Source organism: Shewanella sp. MR-4 (genome assembly GCF_000014685.1).
GTDB lineage: Bacteria > Pseudomonadota > Gammaproteobacteria > Enterobacterales > Shewanellaceae > Shewanella.
Genome location: NC_008321.1, coordinates 3,219,739 through 3,245,574, shown reverse-complemented (window position 1 = coordinate 3,245,574; position 25,836 = coordinate 3,219,739). Strand labels below are relative to the sequence as shown.

20 protein-coding genes are annotated in these 25,836 nt (G+C 45.2%); 10 read left to right on the top strand and 10 right to left on the bottom strand.

Annotated features, from left to right (window positions below; translation table 11 throughout):
• Window positions 1–120 precede the first annotated feature (120 nt).
• The 7 genes from SHEWMR4_RS14285 to SHEWMR4_RS14250 all read right to left on the bottom strand — a co-directional run bounded on the left by SHEWMR4_RS14285 (window position 121) and on the right by SHEWMR4_RS14250 (window position 9,123).
• Complete coding sequence (locus SHEWMR4_RS14285; RefSeq protein ID WP_041408825.1) at window positions 121–1,146, bottom strand: serine/threonine protein kinase; 1,026 nt, start codon at window positions 1,144–1,146, stop codon at window positions 121–123.
• Window positions 1,143–1,592, bottom strand: a complete 450-nt coding sequence (locus SHEWMR4_RS14280; RefSeq protein ID WP_041408823.1) for a hypothetical protein — start codon at window positions 1,590–1,592, stop codon at window positions 1,143–1,145. The genes SHEWMR4_RS14285 and SHEWMR4_RS14280 overlap by 4 nt, the downstream gene beginning before the upstream one ends.
• Window positions 1,593–2,505: 913 nt before the next feature.
• Window positions 2,506–2,934, bottom strand: a complete 429-nt coding sequence (locus SHEWMR4_RS14270) for a DUF3192 domain-containing protein (RefSeq protein WP_011623468.1) — start codon at window positions 2,932–2,934, stop codon at window positions 2,506–2,508.
• Window positions 2,935–3,044: 110 nt separating this feature from the next.
• On the bottom strand, window positions 3,045–3,827 hold the full coding sequence (gene xni / locus SHEWMR4_RS14265) for a flap endonuclease Xni (protein WP_011623467.1): 783 nt from the start codon (window positions 3,825–3,827) through the stop codon (window positions 3,045–3,047).
• Between the two features lie 14 nt (window positions 3,828–3,841).
• Window positions 3,842–5,197 (bottom strand): nucleotide 5'-monophosphate nucleosidase PpnN, encoded by a 1,356-nt coding sequence (ppnN, locus tag SHEWMR4_RS14260; protein ID WP_011623466.1) that lies wholly within the window; start codon window positions 5,195–5,197, stop codon window positions 3,842–3,844.
• A 56-nt stretch (window positions 5,198–5,253) separates the two neighbouring features.
• On the bottom strand, window positions 5,254–6,810 hold the full coding sequence (locus SHEWMR4_RS14255; RefSeq protein ID WP_011623465.1) for a GGDEF domain-containing protein: 1,557 nt from the start codon (window positions 6,808–6,810) through the stop codon (window positions 5,254–5,256).
• A 150-nt stretch (window positions 6,811–6,960) separates the two neighbouring features.
• Window positions 6,961–9,123, bottom strand: a complete 2,163-nt coding sequence (locus tag SHEWMR4_RS14250; protein WP_011623464.1) for a tetratricopeptide repeat protein — start codon at window positions 9,121–9,123, stop codon at window positions 6,961–6,963.
• A 140-nt stretch (window positions 9,124–9,263) separates the two neighbouring features.
• Here SHEWMR4_RS14250 and SHEWMR4_RS14245 point away from each other — a divergent pair, with 140 nt between their 5' ends.
• Window positions 9,264–11,075 carry a M61 family metallopeptidase gene (locus SHEWMR4_RS14245; RefSeq protein ID WP_011623463.1) on the top strand — a complete coding sequence of 604 codons (1,812 nt, stop codon included), beginning with the start codon at window positions 9,264–9,266 and terminating at the stop codon, window positions 11,073–11,075.
• A 227-nt stretch (window positions 11,076–11,302) separates the two neighbouring features.
• Here the strand turns inward: SHEWMR4_RS14245 and rdgC are convergent, their stop codons facing one another.
• The gene (gene rdgC / locus SHEWMR4_RS14240; RefSeq protein ID WP_011623462.1) at window positions 11,303–12,217 is read right to left on the bottom strand and encodes a recombination-associated protein RdgC; all 915 of its coding nucleotides are present in this window, start codon (window positions 12,215–12,217) and stop codon (window positions 11,303–11,305) included.
• A gap of 292 nt (window positions 12,218–12,509) precedes the next feature.
• On the opposite strand from rdgC, the gene SHEWMR4_RS14235 reads away from it, so the two are divergent.
• The 5 genes from SHEWMR4_RS14235 to SHEWMR4_RS14215 all read left to right on the top strand — a co-directional run bounded on the left by SHEWMR4_RS14235 (window position 12,510) and on the right by SHEWMR4_RS14215 (window position 19,192).
• On the top strand, window positions 12,510–13,454 hold the full coding sequence (locus SHEWMR4_RS14235; RefSeq protein ID WP_011623461.1) for a porin: 945 nt from the start codon (window positions 12,510–12,512) through the stop codon (window positions 13,452–13,454).
• A 185-nt stretch (window positions 13,455–13,639) separates the two neighbouring features.
• The gene (phoB, locus tag SHEWMR4_RS14230) at window positions 13,640–14,329 is read left to right on the top strand and encodes a phosphate regulon transcriptional regulator PhoB (RefSeq protein WP_011623460.1); all 690 of its coding nucleotides are present in this window, start codon (window positions 13,640–13,642) and stop codon (window positions 14,327–14,329) included.
• Window positions 14,330–14,409: 80 nt separating this feature from the next.
• Window positions 14,410–15,708 (top strand): phosphate regulon sensor histidine kinase PhoR, encoded by a 1,299-nt coding sequence (gene phoR / locus SHEWMR4_RS14225; protein ID WP_011623459.1) that lies wholly within the window; start codon window positions 14,410–14,412, stop codon window positions 15,706–15,708.
• A 226-nt stretch (window positions 15,709–15,934) separates the two neighbouring features.
• The gene (locus SHEWMR4_RS14220; protein WP_011623458.1) at window positions 15,935–16,906 is read left to right on the top strand and encodes a PstS family phosphate ABC transporter substrate-binding protein; all 972 of its coding nucleotides are present in this window, start codon (window positions 15,935–15,937) and stop codon (window positions 16,904–16,906) included.
• A gap of 468 nt (window positions 16,907–17,374) precedes the next feature.
• Window positions 17,375–19,192, top strand: coding sequence for a M1 family metallopeptidase (locus SHEWMR4_RS14215; protein WP_011623457.1), 1,818 nt, complete (start codon window positions 17,375–17,377; stop codon window positions 19,190–19,192).
• A gap of 599 nt (window positions 19,193–19,791) precedes the next feature.
• Here the strand turns inward: SHEWMR4_RS14215 and SHEWMR4_RS14210 are convergent.
• Window positions 19,792–20,277, bottom strand: coding sequence for a glutathione peroxidase (locus SHEWMR4_RS14210; RefSeq protein WP_011623456.1), 486 nt, complete (start codon window positions 20,275–20,277; stop codon window positions 19,792–19,794).
• A 147-nt stretch (window positions 20,278–20,424) separates the two neighbouring features.
• Between SHEWMR4_RS14210 and SHEWMR4_RS14205 the strand changes: the two genes are divergently transcribed.
• The 3 genes from SHEWMR4_RS14205 (at window position 20,425) to SHEWMR4_RS14195 (ending at window position 23,036) form a co-directional block, all read left to right on the top strand.
• The gene (locus tag SHEWMR4_RS14205) at window positions 20,425–21,795 is read left to right on the top strand and encodes a magnesium transporter (protein ID WP_011623455.1); all 1,371 of its coding nucleotides are present in this window, start codon (window positions 20,425–20,427) and stop codon (window positions 21,793–21,795) included.
• Between the two features lie 28 nt (window positions 21,796–21,823).
• Window positions 21,824–22,333, top strand: a complete 510-nt coding sequence (locus SHEWMR4_RS14200) for a GNAT family N-acetyltransferase (protein ID WP_011623454.1) — start codon at window positions 21,824–21,826, stop codon at window positions 22,331–22,333.
• A gap of 163 nt (window positions 22,334–22,496) precedes the next feature.
• Entirely contained in the window at window positions 22,497–23,036 is a 540-nt protein-coding gene (locus SHEWMR4_RS14195) for a YfaZ family protein (protein WP_011623453.1), read from the top strand.
• 59 nt (window positions 23,037–23,095) lie between these two features.
• On the opposite strand, the gene SHEWMR4_RS14190 is transcribed toward SHEWMR4_RS14195, so the two are convergent.
• Complete coding sequence (locus SHEWMR4_RS14190; RefSeq protein ID WP_011623452.1) at window positions 23,096–23,947, bottom strand: DMT family transporter; 852 nt, start codon at window positions 23,945–23,947, stop codon at window positions 23,096–23,098.
• A gap of 197 nt (window positions 23,948–24,144) precedes the next feature.
• On the opposite strand from SHEWMR4_RS14190, the gene SHEWMR4_RS14185 reads away from it, so the two are divergent.
• Complete coding sequence (locus SHEWMR4_RS14185; protein ID WP_011623451.1) at window positions 24,145–25,812, top strand: diguanylate cyclase; 1,668 nt, start codon at window positions 24,145–24,147, stop codon at window positions 25,810–25,812.
• Window positions 25,813–25,836: the final 24 nt, after the last annotated feature.

Sequence of the window (25,836 nt, the reverse complement as noted above, 5' to 3'; positions counted from 1 at the left end):
CAGATAAAAAAATCTATGGGTAACGCTGAGAACAGTTGCAAAAATATATGGCGCTATATTTTGGGAACCAAAATTCGTGACATATATTTTTGTCAATTGATTCGACTTGTTAGCACGAATTCATCGCACAAACAAAGACGATGATACGTAATTAAATATGTATTTATTGGCAGTATCAATATCATTAAATGACTGGCAATCCCCCCCTAACTTTCTGTTATTCTTTTTCACTTCAACATTAAATGCAGTCCTTGTTGGTACAAGCGATATAGAGAAAGGTATTTGAGTACCACAGCTCACACCTTGAAACGAATTTTGACCAACGGGTACCCAATCAATTTTTGGGGATAATTTTTCAATTGCTTGTCGAAATTCTGCCGCGCTTTGGTATCGTTGACTGGGATTTGGTGAGCAAGCTTTATTAATGATTCTCTTGAGTTTTATAGGAATAAACGGAGCGAACCCAATGGAGCTTACGAGCTGACCAGCATGAATAAGAGCTGTCGGATTTATAAAACTTCTGACAGCACTTTCCCAATCACTGACATAATTACAAGCGCGAAACAATGTAACACCAACAGCAAAAATATCTGTTAGTTCCGTTGTGCGACGGCTTATAAAATACTCTGGAGGTAAATGGGTCGTATATCCTCGTGGAGAGCCAGCCATCTGCAATCCTAAAACAGTAGCTAGACCAAAATCAGACAATTTTGCACCGAAATCGCAAAGCATAATATTCGCTGGTTTTACATCCCGATGAAGTATCCCGTTTATATGAGCATGTTCCAAAGCGAACAAACAATCAACGATTAGCCGCAATGTGGTATGAATTGAAACGCTATTGCTCTTGATGGCATCTTCAAAGCTACCAAGCGGTAAATATTCCATATCAATAATTACGTGTGAAGACGAATTTATATCATAAACATTTGCTTCATTTATATGTACGATATTTTTATGCATGCATTTATGAAGAATCTGGGCTTCTTCTAGCTTCTTCATTACATCAGCAGCATCTGGAGCATTAAGTATTTTGATTGCTTTCTGTGCATCTAGAGCAAGATCGTGAGCTAAATAAACATCTCCAAATGCGCCATTACCTAAATGTCGTAACAGTTGATATTTTCCAACTTGACCTACACTCATAATAACATCCACGCAGATAGGAGAGCATATTTTTGATTTTTATCCCATTTAGGTTGAAATACTCCAAAATATTGATCTATGTAATCATAAATATTTACAGTTTTATCCATACCAAATTTTGTAGCTGTAAAATTACCGGAAACAAACTCAAAAGTATTTATTTGATTTCGATAGGATAAATTATGCAAAATCCCAAGTGGGTAATACCATGGTGCTATTTCAGCTTTTTTTGCATTTAATGATACTTTTATTCCTATAGTTTCCGGTGTAAATCTAGTAATCAAATTTTGAAATGTAGTCTCATACCAATTCATTAACTGTTGTGTATTTGGAAAATTATTTGTTTGGACTTTCTCATAATGGACGATATTAGGGGCATTTTTATTCCCCTCTAAAACGCAATAACGAAGCCCATCCTTTACCAAATTTATACCTAGTACTACCATAATAATCCTTATTTATTTTCATCAGTGCTTAAATTTATTCGTGCTAACATTTTATTCGTGCGCATGCGCGTTTACCTCGTTGGACCAGTAAAAACGCGCACAGTTAACTATCTGTATGCAAAGAACTTATCAGCTTTCTGCCAAATACACCATCTGGAAAAACGCGCATGCGCGTTTTCCAAACCTATTAACTAAAATTCAGTTACTATATTCACCTGATTTTATAGAGTTTTATTTATTTCGGATGGAATAAGTGTGCACTGATTTTGTCTGAAAATCATACAAAAATACCTAAATTTAAATACGACTGTATACCTATACATTGTTAGTCGATTTCTGGTAAGGCCAAACATAGGCAAATAGATAAGAATATTTATGGCTGCATGTGTGGGAATTTTCGGTTGAGCTAAAGAGCCGAAACAAGGAATGGGGCAAAAGCTTTTAGCCAAATGAACAGTTCAATGGTCGTAAAGATTGTCATTGTTGCAACTGTGACCGTTGGCGACATGGATGTCGCCGTCGAGCCTATAGGGACATATTCACGGCGTGTCACTGGGGAAACAATGACAATTCATCCTACACACCTGACGACAAACTTATCTCGCTTTGGGGCAAAAAAGCTTTTAGCCAGATGAACAGTTCAATGGTTGTAAAGATTGTCATTGTTGCAATTGTGACTTTCTAAAACATCTAGGTTTTAGTAGGGCCTTCATGAATGCTTCTTGTGAAATAACAAGAGGTCTCACAGGGGAAAATGACAATGCATCCTACACTCTTGACGATAAAGTCATATTGCTTTCAAGCAGTTATAGAACATCAAAGGCAATGAATTAATATTGCATCGCCATTTTGGGAGATAGCTTAATAAGCTTTGGATATTTAGCTTAGGGATGATGGCGATATCAGAACCAAATCAATTTTTGCTTGAGCTTTCAGCTTCTTTGGCGGTGCGGTTAACGATATCGGTGCCAGCTTCGAGATACTGTTTATAGGTATCATCACCCCAGGCCACAAGTTTATCGTCTTTAAAAATCAGTGGGGTGCATTCTTCTTTGGTGGTCACGCCATCGGATTTTTCATGGTGAGTACGATAAAAGAGCACTTGTAGCTGGCCATCCTTAATGGATTTCGCCTCTGAAAAGTCGGCTTTGCCAAATAAAGTCTTAACGGTAGAAATATCCTGTCCGAGTGTTAACTCATTTAATTTTTGGCTGTTATAGACTTGCCTGTCTTCCCAATCCATTTCATCTGGAGTGGGTTCGTATACGAGCACCACAACAGCAACGAAGGCGACATAGGCTGCAAATATGCTACCAATAATGACCGAAGTTTTTGATTTCATTGAATCTAATCCCTTTGCATATCCAATGTGTTATCTGGCAAGTCAATAAAATACGCCTTTGATGGCTTAAGGTAAACGGCTTTATTGCAACTTAGTGTTAACAACATAGATTATTCTGCCTGCTGCGTATTGGCGGGGCCGTTGACCCTAAAATCCCTTAGGTTGATGTTCAAGGGTAAATCGGTTTGTAGCTGTGCCAATTTATAGCTTAGGCGAGCCATATCTCGCCCTTCGGCCAGTTTCTTGGCTTGTTTCGCACCGAGATTGGATAGAGAGGAAAACAGTGTTGCTAAGGTTCTGAAGGTTCTGAGTAATTCGGCGGCCGATTTGGGGCCAATGCCTGCAATACCGGGGATTTTATTGCCGCTATCTCCAGCAAGTGCCATTAAATCAAGAAATTGGTTGCGATCAACCCCCAGTTTTTGCTCTAGTTCTGCGATATTTAAATATTGCTGATTAAAGTGGTCCCACTGGCTGATCCGCGGATGATTGAGCTGACTAAAGCCCTTGTCCGTCGACACGATAACGGCTTCACCTTGAGCCTTGGCGGTTTTCATCGCAAGGGTGGCAATAACATCATCGGCCTCGGCGGCGGCATAAATCGATTGGATTGGTAAGCTCTTAAGGTGTTCCTGTAGTGCTGACAAGCCCGCGGCCAGTGGCTCAGGCATAGGTTTTCTGCCCTTTTTATAGTCAGGGTAAAGCTGTTTACGCCAAGAGATCTCATCACCATCCCAGACAATGGCGACATGGGTAGGGTGGTGAATGCGCAGCAGTTTAGTACAGGCAACGCTCACGCGGTCCGTTAAACTGTCCATATCGTTCTCATCTGGGATCGCCGCATAAATGCGGCGAACTAAGTTGAGACCATCGATAATTAAAAACTTATTCATTGGCGGTTATTGGTTTACTTCACTATTTGATAGCAGGGAACATAAGCACTCCCCGGCAGTTTCATCCTATGTTGGGCGACAAAGGCCCCCAGCAAATTGTCCATCAATTCCATCAAGTGTGGGTCCCCTTTAATGTGGAAGGGGCCTAATTGTTCTATCTGTTTGATAGTGTCTGATTTTACATTACCCGCCACTATACCCGAAAACGCTTTGCGCAAATTGGCGGCTAGCTCCGCTTTATTCGATTGAAAATGCAAATCCAAGTTTGCCATTACTTCATGGCTTGGAATAAACGGTAGTTGGAACTCGGGTTCTATCTTCAGTCCCCATTGATATTGATAGGCATCACCTGTGGCGCGGCGATGGGTTTTCACTTGTTCCATACCTTGTTTCATCACTCGAGCGACTTCTGCGGGATTGTCTATGATGATTTGATATTTTTGCCGCGCCTCTTGCCCTAAGGTGGCTGCGATAAACTCATCAATTTTAATAAAATAGTCCGCACTCTCACTTGGGCCAGTCAGCACCAGTGGGAAGGGGGTTTCTTGATTTTCTTTATTGAGCAAAATACCCAAAATATACAGTAGCTCTTCGGCGGTACCCGCACCGCCGGGGAAGATAATAATCCCGTGGCCTAGACGCACAAAGGCTTCGAGGCGTTTTTCGATATCGGGTAAAATCACCAGCTCGTTAACAATTTGGTTAGGCGGCTCGGCGGCAATAATACTGGGCTCAGTGAGACCAATATAACGGGCGTTTTTAATCCGTTGTTTTGCATGACCAATGGCGGCGCCCTTCATCGGACCTTCCATCGCGCCAGGGCCGCAGCCGGTGCAAATATCTAATTCCCTTAGACCAAGTTGATAGCCCACTTCACGGGTGTATTGGTATTCGACAGCGTTGATACTGTGACCACCCCAACAGACGACCACATTGGGGTCTTTCATCGGTGCAATGGCGCGGGCATTACGCAAAATATCGAACACTACGTTAGTAATGTGGCTCGCGTTGGTGAGATTGATATGTTTAAGGGTGTCGTACTTGTCGCTGATATAAAGGATATCCCGTAGCACCGAAAACAAGTGTTCTTGGATCCCTGTGATAATTTGGCCGTCGACAAAGGCTTGCTCGGGGGGATTGATAAGCTCTAGTTTAACCCCACGTTCACGTTGAAGCACATTGATATCGAAGTTCTGATATTGCTCGAATAGCGCTTTAGAGTTGTCGGTCTTGAGGCCTGCGGCGAGTACGGCGAGTGAGCAGTTACGATACAGTTGATATAGGGCGCTCTTGGCGCTTTTTTTGAGGCGATCAACTTCAAGTTGTGAAAGCTGATCCATGCTGCCCTTTGGGCTGACTTTTACTATCATTTATCACTCCTTCGTCTCGACAGGAGTGATAACTAGCGACGTATAGGCGGACTTTGTTATACGTCAATCACAACCCTGTCTCTGCTTTCATGTTTTGCTTTGTAGAGTGCTGCATCGGCGCGCTCGAAGGTTTCATGTATGAGCTCGTTCCCCATAACCTGCGCAGCCCCTATAGATACTGTAACTGTAATTCTCTGATTTTTAAATTTAAATGGAATATTTTTTACTTTTTCACGGACTCTGTTTAAAAGTTGAGCAATGTCGCCTCCGCCAATATCTGGCAGGATGAGCACAAACTCTTCGCCGCCGTAGCGGGCGACAAACTCGGTATCCCGTAGAGAGTTCTTTAATGCCATGGCGATGACCTGCAGGGTTTTATCGCCCGTGCTGTGGCCAAAGCTGTCATTGATACTCTTAAAGTGGTCGATATCTGCCACCGCAATCCATAGCGGGGTTTTGTGGCGCTGATAATTACGATACTCAAGTTCCATGCGCTCTTCGAGGGCGGCACGGTTAGGTAATTGGGTTAGGCTGTCCAATAGATTGAGTTTTTGTTGCTCGAAGAGTCGCTCTTTATAGGTGTTGGCCTCATTACTTAGCTCGTTAAGCTCTTTGCGCATGGTCTCCATCGATTTGCGCAGTAAGGCTTGTTCACGCTGCTCTAAGGCTTCTTTGCGGGCGAGGGCGGAGCGGATTGAGTTGAGCTGTTCGGTCAATTGCGCCTTGAGATCGACAATATCATCGGTGTCGATAATGGCTTCACCCACATTATCCACACGCGAATTGATTTCACGGTTGAGCTGGGTTTTTAGCTGAAAACTGCGCTGGTTGTGATTGTAGGATTCACTCACCACTTCACGCACAGCGGCTAAGGCATCGTTTAGCGCGTATAAAAACTCTTGTGAGGCCGATTTTTCGCGGGCGATGTTGTCGAGCAATAGGGATAAAATGGTTTGATAGGCTTCGAGCAAGGTGTCGATTTCGACTTCCGATGCCAGCAGCTCTTTAATCACGAGCACTTGGTCGCGTTGATCTTTACGAAATTCAATTTCCGAAATCATCTGCGCGAGTTCATGGGCAAGTTGTCTGTGTTTTGGCAAGACATCTAACTTTTCCGTCTCATTGAACTGTTGTTGCAGGATAATATCGTAGAAGCCGATGATTTGTTTAACTTTAGGGATATATTCCCACACTGTGTGGAAAGGTTTTGAGAGATCCTGCTTAAAGTAATTAACTTCTTTTTTGAGTTTTTCGGGCGCCGAGTTAACCCGTTGGATCTGGCGGACCACCTGTGCAAGCCCTGTCCGGCTTTCTTCAAGTTGCACCATTACATGGTTGTACTGACCCTTTAATAGACGTTCAACATCAACCAACTCCGGCAATGCTTCATCGACTCGCTCAAAGGTATTTAAATTATGGCGAAGTTTAGCAAGTTTATTATCCAGTTCTAAATTTTGCCCTTTGCAGGCAAGACTTAAATGGCCAATAAATTGGAGTAGTGTCTGTAACTTAGCATTCCTATCTTCGTTTACTTCATCGAGGGCCAATTTTGCCGAGTGAAGTTTTTGCTGAAGCAATGCCAGCTGTGTCACTGTCGCGTTGGAATCCTTCATCCGGAGTATTTTCCTAACTCTGTAGGGCTAAAAAGCATGACGTCCTCTGTCCAGATTAGCGGTCAATCTCGTATGCTTCTAATGTTATAACAATGGCGGTAGAGTGCAAATTGCTTTCCCTATACCAAAGTGATTAATTGTCGATATTGATCAAATATTTTCCAATAAATGTCGATCTTGGTTATTTTCCCAACAGGGCCAAATAATGTCTTCCTTGTTTGCATCTGTGTCGACTCTTATCAGGCCGCGTTCAATCCCTTTTTCGAGATGCAAAAACAGCGGATCGGCAAAGAGTGTCGGTGGCACAAAATCTAAAGCTCTTAGGCTCACATAATGGCAAGTGTCATTGGTTAAACTGCGCGCGCCTGCGAGGGCCATTTGGAGGGTTTCAAACAGCAATTTAGGGGCAATTTTGATTTCTGCTTTGGTTAATAACGGCAAACTGATAAAGCCTAAATTAAAATGATAGCCCATGCCTTTGGTATCCAGCAGCGCCCTCAGTGTTTGTAACACCCGCTGCGGTTCTTCTGCCTCGGTAAATCTTACGGCAAACAAGCCTTGACGGATCACATAGACGGGCATCGACAATGCATTAGTGATATGGCCAGTTAATTGGCGCGTAATGGCATTGGCAAAATATTGGCCGTGATGCAGGTCGGTACTGACATGCTCGCGAAATTCAATTAAGGCGAGGGCGGTTGTGGGCGCATTCGCTGGGTTTTGGGCGAGATCCTTTAATAGCGCGGCATATCCCTGATGGTGAGTAAAAGGCTCTTCGAGGCTTAACTGTTGCAGCATGGCGTTTTGGCGTTTGTGCTTACGGCGCTGATTGATAAGGATGATGATCCCGACTAATAGCACTAGGGTAATCAGGCCACTAAAGGCGAGTAATTTATTGGTGTTTTTAGTGGTTTCAACTGCATCGTTCAGTTTGCCCTGTAACATACTGAGTTCGAGTTTGAGTTGTTGCTCGGCCAGCACTGAGGCGGAAACCGATGGATCTTTTGCGGTGCTTTCGAGTGCTTCGCTCAATTCGATAATGCGCTTTTGCGTGCTAATCACTTTGGCTTGATCGTGGAGCTTTTCCGCTGACAGGGCGATTTGCGTCAGCGCCGATTTTTGCTCGTCCTGCAGTTGTAAATCACTTGCTAAGGCTAGGGCATTTTCGGCGTGGTTCATCATTAACGGCCAATCTTCCTTCGATTGGGCAATCTCACCGATAAGCAGTTCGTTATAGACTAAATAGTGATGGCTTTGTTTTTCTTGAAATATCTGATTCGCCATCAACAAATATTTGAGGGCATTCGCCTCATCATGTAAGTGCGAATAGGCTTGGCCGAGATTGTGAAAATTCAGCCCTTGCGCGATGTAGTTACCGCGTTTGGCGTCGAGCTGCTGGGCATTCAGGTAGTAATCGATGGCGCGGTTCCAATCACCTTGTTCACCATACACCATGGCGATGACCGTCATACAGCTTGATAAATAAGTGTCGTTGCCCAGTTTTTTAAAGCCTGCGGCAGCCTCATGGGCATTCTTTAAGGCTTCATCCCATTGTTTTAAATCACGATAGACCTTCGCCAGTTGCAGCTGCAGGTGGGTTTTCATCGAAGGATAATTGGAGCGATTAGACAGGCGAATCGCTTCACTATAGTGTTGCAATGACTTAGTGAGTTGTTGATTTTTATTGTAATAATGCCCAAGTTTCGATTCGGCCGCCGCGATAAGGTAGTCGTTTCTAAGCTTGTAGGCGATATCGCGGTAGGTATGAAAATGCATTAATGCGGGCACATCTTGGCGGATGACGAGGTGCAATCCGCCTAAATGTTCATGAATGGTGTGCTTTAGCAGCATGGATTCCACATCATAACTGTCGTTAATCCGTGTCAGCGCCTCATTATAAAATGCGATGGCTTCTTGGTATTTTTGTTCGGTACGGCCGATATAACGCCCCTTGAGCATAGCGACTGTGGCTTGTTCGAAGGGACTCTGCGCTATGCTTGCCAGTAATTCAATCAGGCTATTGGCGTCTTGAAAGCCAACCTTGGATTTCACATTCGGCTCGAGATTTAACCGCGCAAGCAGTTGCAGAATATGCTCGAATTCATCACTGCTGTAACCCTGCTCTTGGGCGGCACGTTCAAATTGTTCACGATTCTTAAAGGCAATAGGAAAAGAGATGGACTGATTAAGTCTGTCATACATCTTCTGCGGCGTTTCACGCAATTCTATTTCTTCGGCCTCAAGATCGGTAGCCTTTGTTTGAAAAGAAATAGACATCAACAAGGTCACGAAAATAACAATGAGTTTATGCATGTGTAGGTGGCCCTATATTCCCTAAGTCAAGGAACTTATTTTGTTAGCTTTTGTTAGCGCCTAATGAGGATGCTACATCGACTTGTTATACTTGGAAAAAATATAAGAAGCATAATAACAGAAGACGGAAGGAAGTCAGAGTGAAACCCAGTAGATTATCTATTTTGGTATTAAGTGTATTAGGGTCGGCTAACGTATTTGCCGATGTGGATTACAAAATTGATTTAAGCCAACCAGAACATCACCTTGCGAAGGTGAGTGTGACTTTCTCCGAGGCTAAAGCGGGTGAGTTCAATGTCAATCTACCCGTGTGGCGTACGGGCAAATACCAAGTGTTACCTCTATCCGACGGTGTGCGTTTATTTAGCGCGACCGATGCTCTTGGCAACGCTCTACCATGGAAACGCACCGCCAGCGGTGAATGGCAAATTGCCCTCGATAAGCCCACCAGCGTGACAGTGAATTATCAGCTCTATGCCAATGAATTAGGTCAACGTGTGCGTCATATCGATGCTACCCACGCCTATTTAGATGCCAGTGGCGTATTTATGTATAGCCCGCAATTTCGAGCCGATGCTGTTGCAGTACAATTAACGGTTCCCGAAAACTGGCAAAGCTATTCGGGTATGTCGTCAGGTAACGCGGCGCATTCCTTTGTGGCGCCTAATTATGATGTGCTGATTGATTCGCCCATCGAAACCGGCGTGAGCACCCACAAAACCTTTAGCGCTAATGGTAAAGATTATGAGTTAGTGCTGTGGGGCGAAGGCAACTACGATGCCGACAAGGTGGTGAAAGATTTAACCGCGCTGAGTGGTCAAGCCAAGGCGATTTGGGATGGTTATCCCTTTGAGCGTTATGTGTATATGGTGCACGCCACTAGCGGCGCGAGTGGCGCAACCGAACATTTGAACTCGACGGTCATCCAACTGCCTCGGTTTAGTTTTCGCGAGCGTAAGGACTACCTACGCTTTATCAGCACCGCCTCCCATGAGTTTATTCATACCTGGAACGTTAAAGCCTATCGTCCAGCGGGGTTGGTCCCTTACGATTATCAGCATGAAAACATGACCGAACTTTTGTGGATTGCCGAGGGCTCGACCAGTTATTTCCAAGGTCAGTTACTGCTGCGTGCAGGAGTGATGACGCCTAAGGAGTTTTTAGAAGATCTCGCTAAACGCATTGAGAAGAGTGAGCTGACTCCCGGACGCGAAATTCAATCTGTGGCCGAGGCCAGTTTAGGGGAGTGGAGCAGCACGGGTGGTGATTATGCTATTAACCACAGTGTGAATATTTACTCTGAAGGTTATTTAACCTCACTGGCGCTGGATTTCTCCCTGCTGACCGACTCGAATCTTGCCCACTCGTACCGCGATGTACACCGTAAACTCTATCAGGATTACCGCGTGCCTAAGGGTTACACTGTGGCCGATGTGCAGCAAATTCTGAAGGATTTATCGGGTAAGGATTATGGCCCCTGGTGGCAGAGCCATGTGAATAGTCCGCTGAGTCTTGAGTTTTCAAGCCTGTTGTCTCAGGCTGGTTTAGTCATGTCCTATGGTAAAGACTCTAAAGCTGAGCCTTTTACGGGCATGACTTTAAGCAGCGAACATGGCTCTTTAGTGCTTTCTCAAGTCTTGCGTAATGGCCCCGCGTGGCAGGCCGGTATCGTGGCAGGGGATGAAATCCTCGCGATTAATGGCTTAAAGGTCACGGCACAAGGTTTTGATAAACGCATCAAAGACTTTAAAGTGGGTGATAAAGTCGAAATCACCTTATTTAACAACGACAAAATCAAGCAAGTGGCGTTAACCTTAGGTGAGAAACAAAGCGGTAAGCTAGCGCTAAAAGGCGATGCAAAGGCGACTAAGCAGCAAAAAGCCTTCTTCAAAGCCTGGCTTGGCATTGATTGGCCGTTCGATAATAAGGGTGAGCTGCTGACGAAAAGCTAATTCGTTTGCGATTTGAGTGAGTGGCGGCAATTAAGGTTGGCATACTTGAATCGCTCCCTCGAATCGCACCTAATGTATGACTTCAGTCATAGATACTAAAAAGGCGCCGCAGTGAGCTAAGTTCAACTGCGGCGCCTTTATACATTATTTCGTTTGATTTAGCTTAAGCTCGTTTGGCGCTTTCGCTAAATATGGCTGTGCTTTAAAAGCTTGCTTAAGCGTTAAGTCTAAGCTTGAGTCTCTTCAAGGCCGCCTAATGCCGAAACTAGGGCGTGCATCAGCGCGACTAACTCACTGCCCATTAAGGCAAAGTCGGCATCGAGACGCGCCATTGGATCTTCATTACCTAGCTCATCATTACCCGCTCTAAATTCTTCGGAGAATTTTAAGCGTTTTACGCTGGCGTCGGATTGCAGCAGTAGCGCAATTGATTGGCCAAAGTGCAGGGCGAGCTTATGCACTTCTTTGCCGGTTTCAAGGTGGGCAAGTACTTCATCTTCTTTCAGATCTTGCTGCTTAAAGCGCACGATACCGCCTTCATCGGCGGCCGATTTCAACTCGGCTTCATCTTGCATTTCAAAGGGTAATGGTGCGCTGCCATCTTTTAACCATTGAGTGAGGTTCGATTCAACTGGCGCTTTAAAGCTTAATGGGATCACTGGCAAGCTACCTAAGGCCTTGCGTAATAAGGCTAATAATTCTTCGGCTTTAGTGGCGCTAGAGCTATCAACGAGGATCATTTCCAGCTCAGGTAAAATCAGCGCGCGAGTTTGGCTGCGACGTGAAAAGGCGCGTGGTAATAGGCTAGTGATGATTTCATCTTTCAGCGCATCTTTTTCTTTTTTGGCGAGCTTACGATTTTCTTCGTCTTCAATTAGCGCCACTTTTTCTTCTAATGATTCTTTAATCACTTGGCCTGGCAGAATTTTTTCTTCTTTAGTGACACAGATAAGGTGACGATTATTGGCGCTGTGCACTAAGGTGCTGCCTTGTTTACCTAAGGCATTGGAAAAACCAAATTTGCTGACGTCTTGGCTGCCGCATGGGGAAAATGTGAAATCGGCGAGTGCGGTTTCAAGTGCTTCTGTCTCGATGGAAAAAGGTTTATTGAAACGGTAAAGAGTAAGATTTTTAAACCACATAAGATGCGCTCATTGGAAAAATAAAGTCGCAGTTTACGGCATAGTTGCAGCGGGGTAAACCTACCTTAAATCGTTAAATTTTGCCCCGGTTGCAGAATTCATCAAAATGTAACATTGAAAAAAATCTGCCTGTAACCCTTGGTATGTCTCGGTTTTATCTTTGAAGGGGAGTGCGGTTTCGTGGTGACTGACCCAAGTTGTCACAATTGAAATAAAACTGAAACAGATTCATTGCAAACTTTCGGTCGTTCCAAACCAATAACCAAGACGAACATAACGTCGAAAGGATTAAATGATGAACGTTTTTTGTAAAACTCTACTTGCTTCTGCGCTAGCTTCTGCAACTCTGGCTTCTGCTTATGCCGCTGAGCCACTGACTGTTTATGGTAAGTTGAACGTTACCGCTCAATCAAATGATGAGAAAGGTGATTCTACAACAACTATTCAAAGTAATGCTTCTCGTTTTGGTGTGAAGGGTGATTTCGAACTGTCTAGCTCGCTGGAAGCGTTCTACACAGTAGAGTACGAAGTTGATACTGGCGCTGCAACAAGCGACAACTTCAAAGCCCGTAACCAATTCGTTGGTTTAAAAGGTGCATTTGGTTCTTTCTCTGTTGGTCGTAACGACACTCTGTTAAAGATCTCTCAAGGTAACGTTGACCAGTTCAACGATTTATCAGGTGACTTAAAGAGCCTGTTCAAAGGTGAAAACCGTTTAGGTCAAACTGCAACTTACCTGTCACCTTCAATCGGTGGTTTCGTATTCGGTGCAACTTATGCTGCTGAAGGCGATGCTGACCAACAAGCTCAAGACGGTTTCAGCTTAGCCGCTATGTACGGTGACGCTAAACTGAAAAAATCACCTTTCTACGCCGCTATCGCTTACGATTCTGACGTAAAAGGTTATGAAATCCTGCGTGCATCGGTACAAGGTAAAATCGCTGATTTAACCTTAGGTGGTATGTATCAACAACAGGAACAAACCTACAAAAACGCTTTACCTGTTAACACTGACAGCGTGAACGGTTACCTGTTTAGCGCCGCTTATGATATCAATGCTGTGACGTTAAAAGCCCAATACCAAGACATGGAAGACTTAGGTGATTCATGGTCAGTGGGTGCGGACTACAGCTTAGGTAAGCCTACGAAAGTGTTTGCTTTCTATACTAACCGTTCTATGGAAGCGTCTAACGACGATGACAAATACATAGCTGTAGGCTTAGAACACAAGTTCTAATCTCAGCATTAAGGTTGAATTAAGGAGGCTTAGGCCTCCTTTTTTATTGCGATAAACAAACAGTTATATAAACTTAATATGACAATTATCGCGACAATATCGCTTTTGCGGCACGCTTATTCATAAATCTGTAATAAAAATGACTAATAATAACCGTGTTGACATTCACTGACAGAAAATCACTTATGACTGCAAGGATATTGATAGTAGAAGACGAGTTAGCCATCCGCGAGATGCTGACTTTTGTAATGGAACAGCATGGGTTTACAACCTCTGCGGCGGAAGATTTTGATTCGGCCATTGCGCTGCTAAAGGAGCCTTACCCCGATCTGATTTTGTTGGATTGGATGTTTCCTGGTGGAAGTGGTATTCAATTGGCCAAACGCCTCAAGCAGGATGAATTTACCCGTCAGATCCCCATTATTATGTTAACCGCTCGCGGTGAAGAGGAAGATAAGGTTAAGGGACTCGAAGTGGGCGCCGATGACTATATCACTAAACCTTTTTCACCCAAGGAGCTGGTGGCGCGTATCAAGGCCGTATTGCGCCGTAGCGCACCGACCCGCCTCGAAGAAACCATCGATGTACAAGGATTGTTACTCGACCCCGTGAGCCACAGGGTGAGTGTTGGCGATACCGTGCTCGACATGGGGCCAACGGAATTCCGTTTATTACACTTCTTTATGACACACCCTGAACGTGTTTACAGCCGCGAACAGCTGCTCGATAACGTCTGGGGAACCAATGTGTATGTGGAAGATAGAACCGTCGATGTTCACATCCGTCGCCTGCGTAAAGCGGTCGAAGAGTCGGGCCATGACCGCCTCATTCAAACGGTTCGTGGGGCTGGTTATCGTTTCTCTACACGCATTTAGTGCCAAATAAGAGATAGGCACAGGTTAGCTTTTAAGCTATCTTGTGCTCCTCTTATTTAGCCTGATGTCTGGGTTTATTTATGTTCGACTCTTATTCAGGGTACCGGTTGTTTTCGCGCTTAGCGGTGTTCTTACTGCTTTGTTTGCTAATTGGTTTATTGGTAGGGAAACCCCTCTGGATACTTATCATCGGATTGCTTGGACTGGTGTTCTGGCATTACCGTCAGTTAGCTCGTCTCAATTTTTGGTTATGGCGTGATAGAAAATTAACGCCTCCCCAGGGCAGTGGTAGTTGGGAAGGGGTGTTTAACGGCATATATCGTCTGCAAGGTAAAAATCGTCGTCGAGTTGGCCAATTAGCCGCCTTGCTAGGACGTTTTCGCCAAGGCGCCGAGGCCTTGCCCGATGCGGCAGTCGTGCTCGACTCAGAGCACAATATCTTATGGTGTAACAAGTTAGCTCAGCTGATTTTAGGCTTTGTCTGGCCACAGGATAATGGTCAACGGATTGATAACTTGATCCGTCATCCTGATTTTTCCGCCTATCTTAAGGCGGGAGAATATAAGGAGCCCTTAGAGCTGGCCTCACCTGTCTCGGATAGGCGCCTACTCGAAATTCGTATCATGTCCTATGGTGATAGGCAGCTACTGTTGATCGCCCGTGATATTACGCGGATAAGACAGCTCGAAGGCATGCGTAAAGAATTTGTCGCCAATGTGTCACACGAACTGAAAACCCCGCTCACCGTATTGCAGGGCTATTTAGAGATGATGCAAAGCATGGCCGAACCCGGTTCGATGAACGCCAAGCCCTTAGCCTTAATGCAGCAACAGACACGGCGAATGCAGTCGATGGTGGAGCAGCTGTTGGTGTTATCACGTATCGAAGATGCGGTCGATATAAACCTTGAGAATACGGTGAATATGGCGCAGTTGATGGAGGTCTTGAAGGAAGAGGCCAAGGCGCTGGCGCAGGATAAGTATGAACTTAGCTTCCATTGTGAGGCGGGACTCAACTCCCATGGCAATGAGTTACAGCTTAGAAGTGCTTGTTCTAATTTGATTTCGAATGCGATTCGCTACACAGAACCCGGCGGCAAAATTACCGTGCAATGGCGCAGTGTGGCGACCGGTGGTCTCTTTAGTGTGACGGATACGGGCGAGGGGATTGCGCCGCAGCATATTAACCGTTTAACCGAGCGCTTTTATCGCGTCGACAGTGCGCGCTCAAGGCAAACGGGTGGTAGTGGCCTTGGTTTAGCTATTGTGAAACATGCCCTGAGTCACCACCACAGTGAGCTCAATATCAGTAGTGAATTGGGCAAAGGCAGCACCTTTAGCTTTGTGATCCCACACCATTTAATCGTCCGTAAAAAATAACGGCTGCGCAGACTTAATTTATTTTTATATTTAAAACAGGCCATTAGGGCCTGTTTTGTTTTTATCAGTACTGGGTAATGACCTTTTTTGCAAAAAAATGCGAAAAATGTGTTTTGTCATCTAAGTGTCACATCTTGGACATAGAATTGTCATTGTAGCGATTGATACTGGCTGCGTCTGAAGAAACTTAAGTTAGAAATTAGTTAGCTTATTACTGGAGCACATAATGAAACTGAAAAAGCTTGTCGGCGCGATGACCCTCACAGCCGCTGGTGTATTCTCTGCCACTGCAATGGCATCTGTTGATCAATCTTTGCCAACTTACGAGAAAGCAAGTGGTGTATCAGGCAACCTTTCGTCTGTAGGTTCGGATACCTTAGCCAACATGATGACTCTGTGGGCTGAAGAATTTAAGCAGATGTACCCTAACGTCAACATCCAAATTCAAGCTGCTGGTTCTTCTACTGCGCCACCAGCATTAACTGAAGGCACTTCACAATTCGGTCCAATGAGCCGCAAGATGAAGCCTAACGAAGAAGAAGCCTTCGAAAAGCACTATGGTTACAAGCCAACAGCAGTACGTGTAGCGATTGACGCTTTAGCGGTATTCGTACACAAAGATAACCCAATCAAAGGGTTAACTGTTGAACAAGTTGACGGCATTTTCTCTTCTACTCACAAGTGTGGTAGCAGTGATATCCAACGTTGGGGCGATTTAGGCCTTGACGGTAACTGGTCAGCAAAAGACGTACAACTGTACGGTCGTAACTCAGTATCTGGTACTTACGGTTACTTCAAAGAGCACGCTCTGTGTAAAGGTGACTTCAAGGCCAACGTAAACGAGCAACCAGGTTCTGCTTCTGTGGTTCAGTCAGTTTCTCAATCACTGAACGCTATCGGTTACTCTGGTATCGGTTACAAAACTGCTGGCGTGAAAGCCGTTGCCATTGCGAAGAAAGGTAACGAGTTTATTGAAGCGACTGCAGAAAACGCAGCTAACGGTACTTACCCATTGTCACGTTACTTATATGTCTACGTTAACAAGCAACCAAACAAAGACTTAGCACCAATGGAAAAAGAATTCATCCGTTACGTGCTGTCTAAGCAAGGTCAGCAAGTGGTAGAAAAAGACGGTTATGTGACTCTGCCTAAGAGCGTAGTCGCTAAAGATTTAGAACAGTTAGGCATTCGCCTCTAATTCTTAATCGCTAAACCATTAAGGGCCTCTTCGGAGGCCCTTTTTGTTTTGGGAAGATTCATTGCTGCCCAAGACTGAAAAGTGGGCATAAAAAAAGCAACCTAATAAGGTTGCTGTAAATTCCAATTCGGAATCCGGGGACGGTCGCGCTAGAAACCATCTAAAGGAGAATGATGATGAACGAAGAAACTCATTGCAAAGATTCGGTTCATAATATCTGACTCAAGGGCGCGAAATTAGTTCAGCAAAAATAGAAAATTTTCGAAAATATTTTTTCTTATAACCTTTATACATTGAAAAATATGTAAATTTTATTTTTACAGCTTAACTCAAGTCGATGATGGCACGTTATCGACTCAAGCAATGTTACAAAATGCGGATGCGGGAAAGGTTTATTCGATTGCGCAGGAGTAAATCAGCGACCGATAATAGGATTAGCTCATTTACCGATAACAGGTCGCTTAACAGATGCCGCCAGAAAACCAACCAGTCCCAATTGAACCCCAAACCTGGGATCACAACCGAGATTACCATTCATTTGCTAATAGCGACCAAGCACAGGTCACGCATTTATCCCTCGCGCTTAAAGTCGACTTTGCGGCTCGTCGTTTGCAGGGGAAGGCAACACTGTCGCTGCGCTATCTTGAGTCACAGGTTGGTGAACTATGGCTCGATAGTCGCGACTTACGCATTTTATCGGTCACGACTGAGGATGAAACGGCGCTGGCATTTCATCTTGAAGCGGCTGATGAGATTCTCGGGCAGAAATTAGTCATCCAGTTGCCCCAAGAGCAGTGCGAACAAGTTTGCATTCGCTACCACACCTCGCCGGAGGCTGAAGGGCTGCAGTGGCTTACACCTGAACAAACAGCGGGCAAAGCATTACCTTATCTCTTTAGTCAGTCTCAGCCCATTAATGCTCGCAGTTGGATTCCTCTGCAAGATACGCCAAAGGTGCGAATAACCTTCGATGCGCATGTTGAGGTGCCAAAGGGCATGCGTGCCGTGATGAGTGCGATGAACGACCCCGATACACCGCTCGAGGGGCAATTCCAATTCGAGATGGAAAAGCCCATTCCCACCCATTTGCTGGCTTTAGCGGTGGGCGACTTAGCCTTTCAAGGCATAGGTCCGCGCAGCGGCGTGTATACCGAACCTTGCATGCTAGAGGCCGCGGCTACTGAGTTTGCCGATACCGAGCATATGCTGGATGTGGCGCAATCGCTCTTAGGCCCTTATGCCTGGGGGCGTTATGACATGATCATCTTGCCACCGAGCTTTCCCTTTGGTGGCATGGAAAACCCGCGTCTAGCCTTTTTAACCCCAACCCTGATTGCGGGGGATAAAAGCTTAGTGTCGACCGTGGCCCATGAGTTGGCACACTCGTGGACGGGCAATTTGGTGAGCAATGCCACATGGCGCGATCTCTGGTTGAATGAAGGCTTTACAACCTATTTCACCAATCGGATTGTCGAAGCGGTTTATGGTAAGGAGCAGGCCGAGCTGGAATGGGTCATTGAATTTGGCCGATTAACCGAAGAAATGGCCATGTTACCGCGCCACAGGCAAACGCTGCCCGCCAATGTGCAGCAGGTTGATCCTAATCTGGCTTTTAACCGTTTTACCTACGATAAGGCATCGATGTTCGTCCATGAGCTAGAGCATCGTCTTGGCCGCGCCGAATTTGATAAGTTTCTGTTTGCCTATGTGCAGCACTTTGCCTTTAAGGCGATCACCACCGAAGTGTTTGTCGAATATGCCAAAGTCGCTTTAGTCGAAGCCTATCCCGATAAAATAAACGAAGCTGAGCTGCAGGAATGGATTTATGGCGAAGGGTTACCGCAAGGTTATGTGGGGCCCACATCACGAAGTTTAGATAAGGTTGATAGCGCCTTGGATGACTTCTTACAGGGCAAAGCGGCCAGCGAGCTTAAGGTTAAGGGCTGGCGAGTCCACCATTGGCAATACTTTTTGACTCAATTGCCCGAAGTGGTGTCGCAGGTACAACTGATGGATTTGGACGATACCTTTAAGTTCACCGAGTCTACTAACGCTGAAATTGCCTGCGATTGGTTTAGGGTCGCTATCCGCAATCATTATGATCCAGTGCTGCCCGCCTTAAGTGCTTATTTACAGCGCATTGGCCGCGGTAAGTTTGTCCGCCCACTTTATGCTGAATTACAGGTTGCGGGATACCACGCGGAGTTACAACAAATCTATGCCAGTGCGCGGGCGGGATACCATCCTTCGATTCAAGTGCAACTGGATAGAATGCTGAAGGGATAAAATTCAGATAAAAAAATGGCAACCTAAGGTTGCCATAAAAGAATCAAAGTAGGAGACAAAGGAATGCATTGCGCTAGCGTGTATTCGATTGTTTCCCAAAAGGGAGATGATGATGAACGACCAACCAATTCGACTCTATGCAATAACTTGAAACTGTTTCATTGAATTAAACGGCGGGTTTTATCCATTTAATCCTTTGCTAAACATTTCATTTAGCAATCAATTCTGCATCAAAGCGGATTTGTTAATCCTTACATATAGTCAGACTAAGACCTTTTGATAAAGTTCAGTTGGCGGCTAAAAAATTTTAAATTTATTTTTGGGCTTGCTGACATCAGCAAATTGAGCCGTTGGTGAGTGGCTACATTTATTTTACATATAAAACATAGACATAAAAAAAGGCAACCAATTGGTTGCCTAGTGACCTATTCCTAGGTCAAGGGGGCTGCGCTAGAAGCCCCAGGGAGAATGATGAACATGAAAAAGACATTCGCTGTTCAATATGTTTGAGGGGCTTATAGAATTAAAGTTCCATCGAAAATAAAAAATAACTTAAATTTTTTATTTAATAATAAAATTTCAATGGGATAGCGTGCGGATTATTTTAAAAGCGCTTCTATCTTGTCACTAATGGCCTCTGGTTTTGTGGTTGGCGCAAAGCGAGCGACCACTTCGCCCTGACGATTAACTAAGAATTTAGTGAAATTCCACTTAATGCGTTCCGTGCCTAATACGCCTGGAGCCGCTTTTTTGAGGTACTGGTATAAAGGGTGAGTGTGCTCACCGTTTACCTCGATTTTCGAAAACAGTGGAAAGCTCACGCCAAAGTTGAGTTCACAAAAACTTTGAATACCTTTCTCATCGGCTTTTTCTTGGGCGCCAAACTGATTGCATGGGAAGCCTAAAACCACCAATCCCTGCGCTTTATATTTTTGATAGAGCGCTTCTAAGCCCTTGTACTGTGGTGTAAAACCGCACTCACTGGCGGTGTTCACAATTAAGATCACTTTGCCTTGATATTGCGCCAGTGCCGTTGGATTACCTTGAATGTCGTTTGCGCTATGGCTATAGATAGTCGATGTCATCATTACCTCCTTAGGTGTGGTGATTAGCATAAATAATAGTTTGATTGTTATCAATTGATTTGTGTGCAATTTATTTTGTGGATTTGCTAATCTTCTTCAATATCAATATAGTTACGCTAATTTTTATCTCAGCAGAAGGGCGTTTATGTGACTGAACATGAAGCCGAATACGAAACAAACACACAGGCCGATGTCGGGCAGGTTGTTCAGCAACTCACTGAAGTTGAAGGTGAAGAACAGGCTGAAGTGTTCAGTGAAATCTTAAATGAAGCTGAGCCTGGCACGGTTGCTTTAGTGCTAGAGTCTTTACCTTTAGACGAGCGTTACGAGCGTTGGCAACAGGTTGAGTTTAGTGACCGTGTGACAGTGCTGAGTTTAATGCGCGCCGATCCGCGTATGGGGATCCTAAAGCAGATGCCCGACAATGAGGTGGATCTGCTGTTTGCGCAGCTCAGTCCTGAGGATTTGATTGAGTGGAGTGATTATCTCCCTGAAAGTTTTACCGACCGAGCCTTGGCGCAAATGGGCGAACGTCAGCGGCAGCGCTTCGAGTTGTACGATCAATACTCGGAAAATGAGATTGGTCGTTATACCGATCATCAAATGTTAGTGCTCAGCGATAAGGCGACTGTGGCCCAAGCGCAGCGGTTTTTCAGGCGAATCGAACTCGACTGTAACGACAACTTATTTATCGTCGATGAGGAGGATAAATACCTAGGTACGGTTAGACGTTATGATATTTTCAAGCATGATCCCTCTGAACCGTTGATTTCACTGTTATCGGAAGATAGCCGCGCCTTAACCGCAGATACGACGCTACTCGATGCCGCCGAGGCAATTGAACACAGCCGCGAAATTGAGTTACCGGTTATTGATGAGGCTGGGGAACTGATTGGCCGTGTCACCCTAAGGGCCGCTACCGCCTTAGTGCGTGAACATTACGAAGCGCAATTAATGGCAACCGCGGGTATGGATGAGTCCGACGACTTATTCGCCCCGATCATCAAAGGTGCGCAGCGCCGCGCCGTGTGGTTAGGGATTAACTTACTCACGGCATTTTTGGCCTCGGCAACCATTGGGTTATTTGAGAACGTCTTATCGCAAGTGGTGGCACTTGCTGTGTTGATGCCGATAGTGGCGTCCATGGGCGGGATTGCGGGGAGTCAGTCGCTCACCTTGATGATCCGCGGCATGGCGATGGGGCAGATCTCTGCGGGTAACTTATTCTCGTTAATGAAGAACGAGTTAGGCATTGGTTTAGTCAATGGTACCCTCTGGGCTATTGTGATTGGACTCGTGGCGGGCTGGTGGTTTGCCGACAGTACCATAGGCATAGTGATAGGTTGCGCGATTTTGATCAATATGGCGGTCGCGGCGCTGGCTGGGGTGTTTGTGCCTATGGTGTTGCAGCGATTTAACCAAGATGCGGCGCTCTCAGGCTCAGTTATTTTAACCACAGTGACCGATGTGGTGGGCTTTTTCACTTTCCTCGGCATGGCGACGATACTGTATCTCTAAGTAGATGTTGGTTGTTTAACTCAATTGTATGAATCAAAACGATATTCAATTTGTCCTTTGCCAAAACGCAGCCGAATTAGCGGCTGCGGCGGCATTAATCGATCAACGGGATGACAACGCGCATCCCCTCGACCATCAGGCCTTTGCTCTGTCCCGCGCTGTAATATTGGCGAAAACCCTTGAGGGTGAGATGGTTGGCTGCGCGGCGATTAAGGCGGGGGATGGCCCCGTAGGGGAGCTAGGCTATCTGGTGGTCTCGCCTTTGTACCGCCGCCGTGGCATAGCCCAAGGGCTTACCCTTAAGCGGATTGAAGTGGCTAAAGCGCTGGGGATAACCCTGTTATTTGCCACCATTCGAGATGAAAACAACGCTAGCCGAGTGAATTTACTCAAGGCCGGATTTCACTTTTGGCGGAATTATTTAAGTATTAGAGGAACGGGGAATACCGTTGGTTGGTATTACTTAGCCCTCGAAGATAAGCTGGATATCGATGGCATAATGCAATCCCTCGTTGGAGATCGGGTTCCAGTAAGTTAAATGTTTCTAAATTGTTTGCTTTAAGTTTTGTTTGTGTTTTTTACCGGTTTTCGTTTGGTTTCAAATTCAAAAATCTTTGCGACTCTCTGCTAAATATGCAGATTTTCTTTTTTTATTCGGTATGATCCGCGCCATTACCCACAGTCATTATTGAGGTGTTTTTATGGCTAAGTTCAGAGTAGCAAGTGTCTTATTATTGAGTGCAGCCGCGCTGCAGGTGAATGCGTCAGAATTTAATCTTGGGTTAAACAACGATGTGGTCTCTACCGAGTTAGAGCTGCAAGTGAATAAAGATGTCAATGCAGTATTAGGATATATTTATTCAGATGATAGCGGTCATATTGCCCAAGGCGCAATGCACATGACCCATGATGTGGGTGTGCATCATTTTGAAGTTGGCGCTAAGTTAAGCCAGTTATGGGCAGATGATGCGCCAAATGGTAGCGCTATATCCGTAGGTGGACGTTATGCCTTGGCGTTAGGGCCAAACATCTCTTTGCATGCCGCGGCTTACTATGCGCCATCGGTATTGTCTTTCGGTAATGTCGATGGTCAATACGAATTGGATTCAAAGGTGCAGTACCGTGTGAATCCTAATATGGCGTTCTATGTCGGTTACCGTAAGATTGCCTTCGAATATGATAACGCCCGTGATTTTACCTTCGAAGATGGCGTTTACATCGGCGGTAAGTTCCGCTTCTAATCTCGCCTTATTGTGAGTGGCCTTAACAGAGGCCACTTTGATGTCAAAGCCGGCCAAGGTTAACTTCGCCGGCTTTTCCATTTGGCTTTCAGTTCGCTGTAGCTTGGCAGGATGGAGGAGAAGATCACCAGTCCTATACCAATACACACCACAATGCTTAAGTGCTCATCCAAAAACCACCAACCAAACAATGCGGCAAAAATAAGGCCTGTGTATTCCACGGGCGCCATTTGGCTGGCATCGGCACGCCGATAGGCGTGGATAATGAGGTAGGTCATACCGATATAAAACAGGCCTAAGGCCAAACCAACTTGCGCGACGGGCAGGCTAAAGTCGGCGCCTTCGTACCAGGTTGCCGGTATCAGAAAAACCATGGCAAAGGCATTAGACCAAAAGAGTGTTGAAAAGGGATGCTCATGGGTTGAATATGCCTTCAAAATGAGGCTGTTGGTTGCTGAGGTCATAGCGCCAAAAAAGGCTAGACCGATATAGAGGTTAAATTCTGTCGGCTGGCTTATCAGCAAAATGCCCGTAAAACCGATAATCCCCGCGACGGTGCGACGATAACCAATACGCTCATTTAAAAAGAAGGCGGACAATAACAACAGTAATAACGGTGATGTATAAATGACTGCAGTCACAGTCGCTAAAGGTAAGTGCAGTACCGCCAGCATAAAGATGGCATTACCTAGCCCGATTAATAGCGCTCGGCTCAAGTGCACCTTGTAAAAGGGGCTTAACTTAAGGTTCCCCTGTAGCCGCCAAACAAAAGGTAATACTAAGAGCGTGGCGAATAATTGGCGATAAAGCACCAGTTGAAACACGGGGGCATTCGTTTCAAGCAATTTAACCAATAGGTTACCGCTGGCAATCAACAACTGGGCAGCTAGAATCATCAATAAGGGTGCCATAGGTATCCAAGTTAACGGCTGAAATGGTGGCTAAGGGAATAACCTGTAAGTGAACGACTAAAATATCATCATAAGGTACCCGATTACCGACTAATTTGGTCTAATCAATTGTAAAAAATAAAATGTAGTCATAAAGTTAACACTCTAAAATGATTTTCTGCGTGGAACTAGACGCTGGTATATAAACCAAGATACCTATGAGCAAAACTAACTTACACAATTTCTGGTGCTTTTTGCTGCTTCTTTGGACATTTAGTCCGTTTGCCTTTAGCGCTGAAATTGCGTTGGATTCCCCCTATTTATTCCATGCCGATGCTAAACAACTTCCGCCCTCTGACTTTAATCAAGTCACCCAATGGATGAGCCAGCTTGAGGAAGCCAGTTCGGTAAGTCTCGCCGGGGGCGATTATTGGATGGTGTCTCCCGTAATGGTTAACAGTCGACAAACCCGTTGGGTGGTGGATGCCAGTAATTCCATTGTGGAGTATGTCGATTATTGGTTGCTCGGCAGCGATGGCTCAGTGCAATTCGCCCAGAGTGGTTATTATGCGCCCTATGAGTTTTTGTTCGATTATGGTCGTAAAGTTAGGCTAAATATGGGGACGGATTATTGGTTAGTGACTCGGCTGAGCAGCCGATACTTCTCATCAGCCCCTGAGCTGGCAATTGAGTTGGAAGAAGCGCACCAATTGACGACGGATCGCATGGCCTTAGCCATAATGATTTGTTTAGGAGGATTGTTTTTTATTGCCCTCTATAATCTACTGATTTACTTCTCTATTTTTGATAAGGCCTTTATGTATTACGGCCTGTATGTGTTGACCTATTTTGGTGGTTGGGCCTTGACCTTCCATTTACCGGCGCACCTATTCCACTTTTATCAGCTTGAGTTGCATCATCTGTTTTTTATTAGTTTGCCGATATTTAACATCCTGTTCTACAAACACTTCTTACAGCTTCCCAGCTATTCGCCGCGATTATGGCGCCTTAGCAAGTACCTGTTAATCGCCTGCATTTTAGCTCTGCCAACCAGTATCTGGTTATTGTCCTACACCGCGATTATTGCCTCGGTATTAATCATGCTGTGGATTGCACTGGCCATTACCTGCGGCAATGTCTGTTTGATGAAAGGCTTTGCTCCCGCCCGTTATTTTATTATGGCTTTTAGCTGCTTATTGCTGCCAGCGTTAATTATTCTTCCGGGCAATATGGGGATCACCCCAGATTTTATCGAACATGCCGAGTTTGCCACGCTGTTGGGCGGCACTGTGGATGCCCTGTTGTTATCCCTCGCGTTAGCGAACAAGCTTAAACTCCTATCCGAGGAACGTAAGGCGCATATCGAAGAGTTAGGAATCGCTTGGGAAAAGGCTAGGCTCGATGGTTTAACTCGGGTCGGTAATCGTTATGCCTTTGATGAGTTTATGAATTCACAATTGGCCTTTGGCAAAAAAGTGGTTCAGCCAATGGCTTTGGTGTTGCTCAATGTCGACAGCCTTAAAATGGTGAACGATACCTTAGGGCATCAAGAGGGCGATCGTTTACTGCAACACTTAGTACAGGTTTTGCAGGCGACTAATATTGCCCACCTTAAAATTTATCGGATCAGTGGCGATGAGTTTGTGCTGATCCTGCCCGCAAATGGCATGGGGATCTTAACCAGCAGCTTAAAGGGATTAACGGCACAATTTGCAGAAGAAGGCTTGAAGGATTGCCAGTTTAGTTTTGGTTTCGCCATCAATACCGATGTGGCCGAGCCCCACGAGTGGCTTCGCAGCGCCGATAGTAGTTTGTATCAGTCGCGGATGGAAAAGCGCCGTCAGGAATACGCCGATACCCGCGCGGGCGAGATTGTCTCGATTTAGAGTGTCTATTTAAAGGATCCTCCA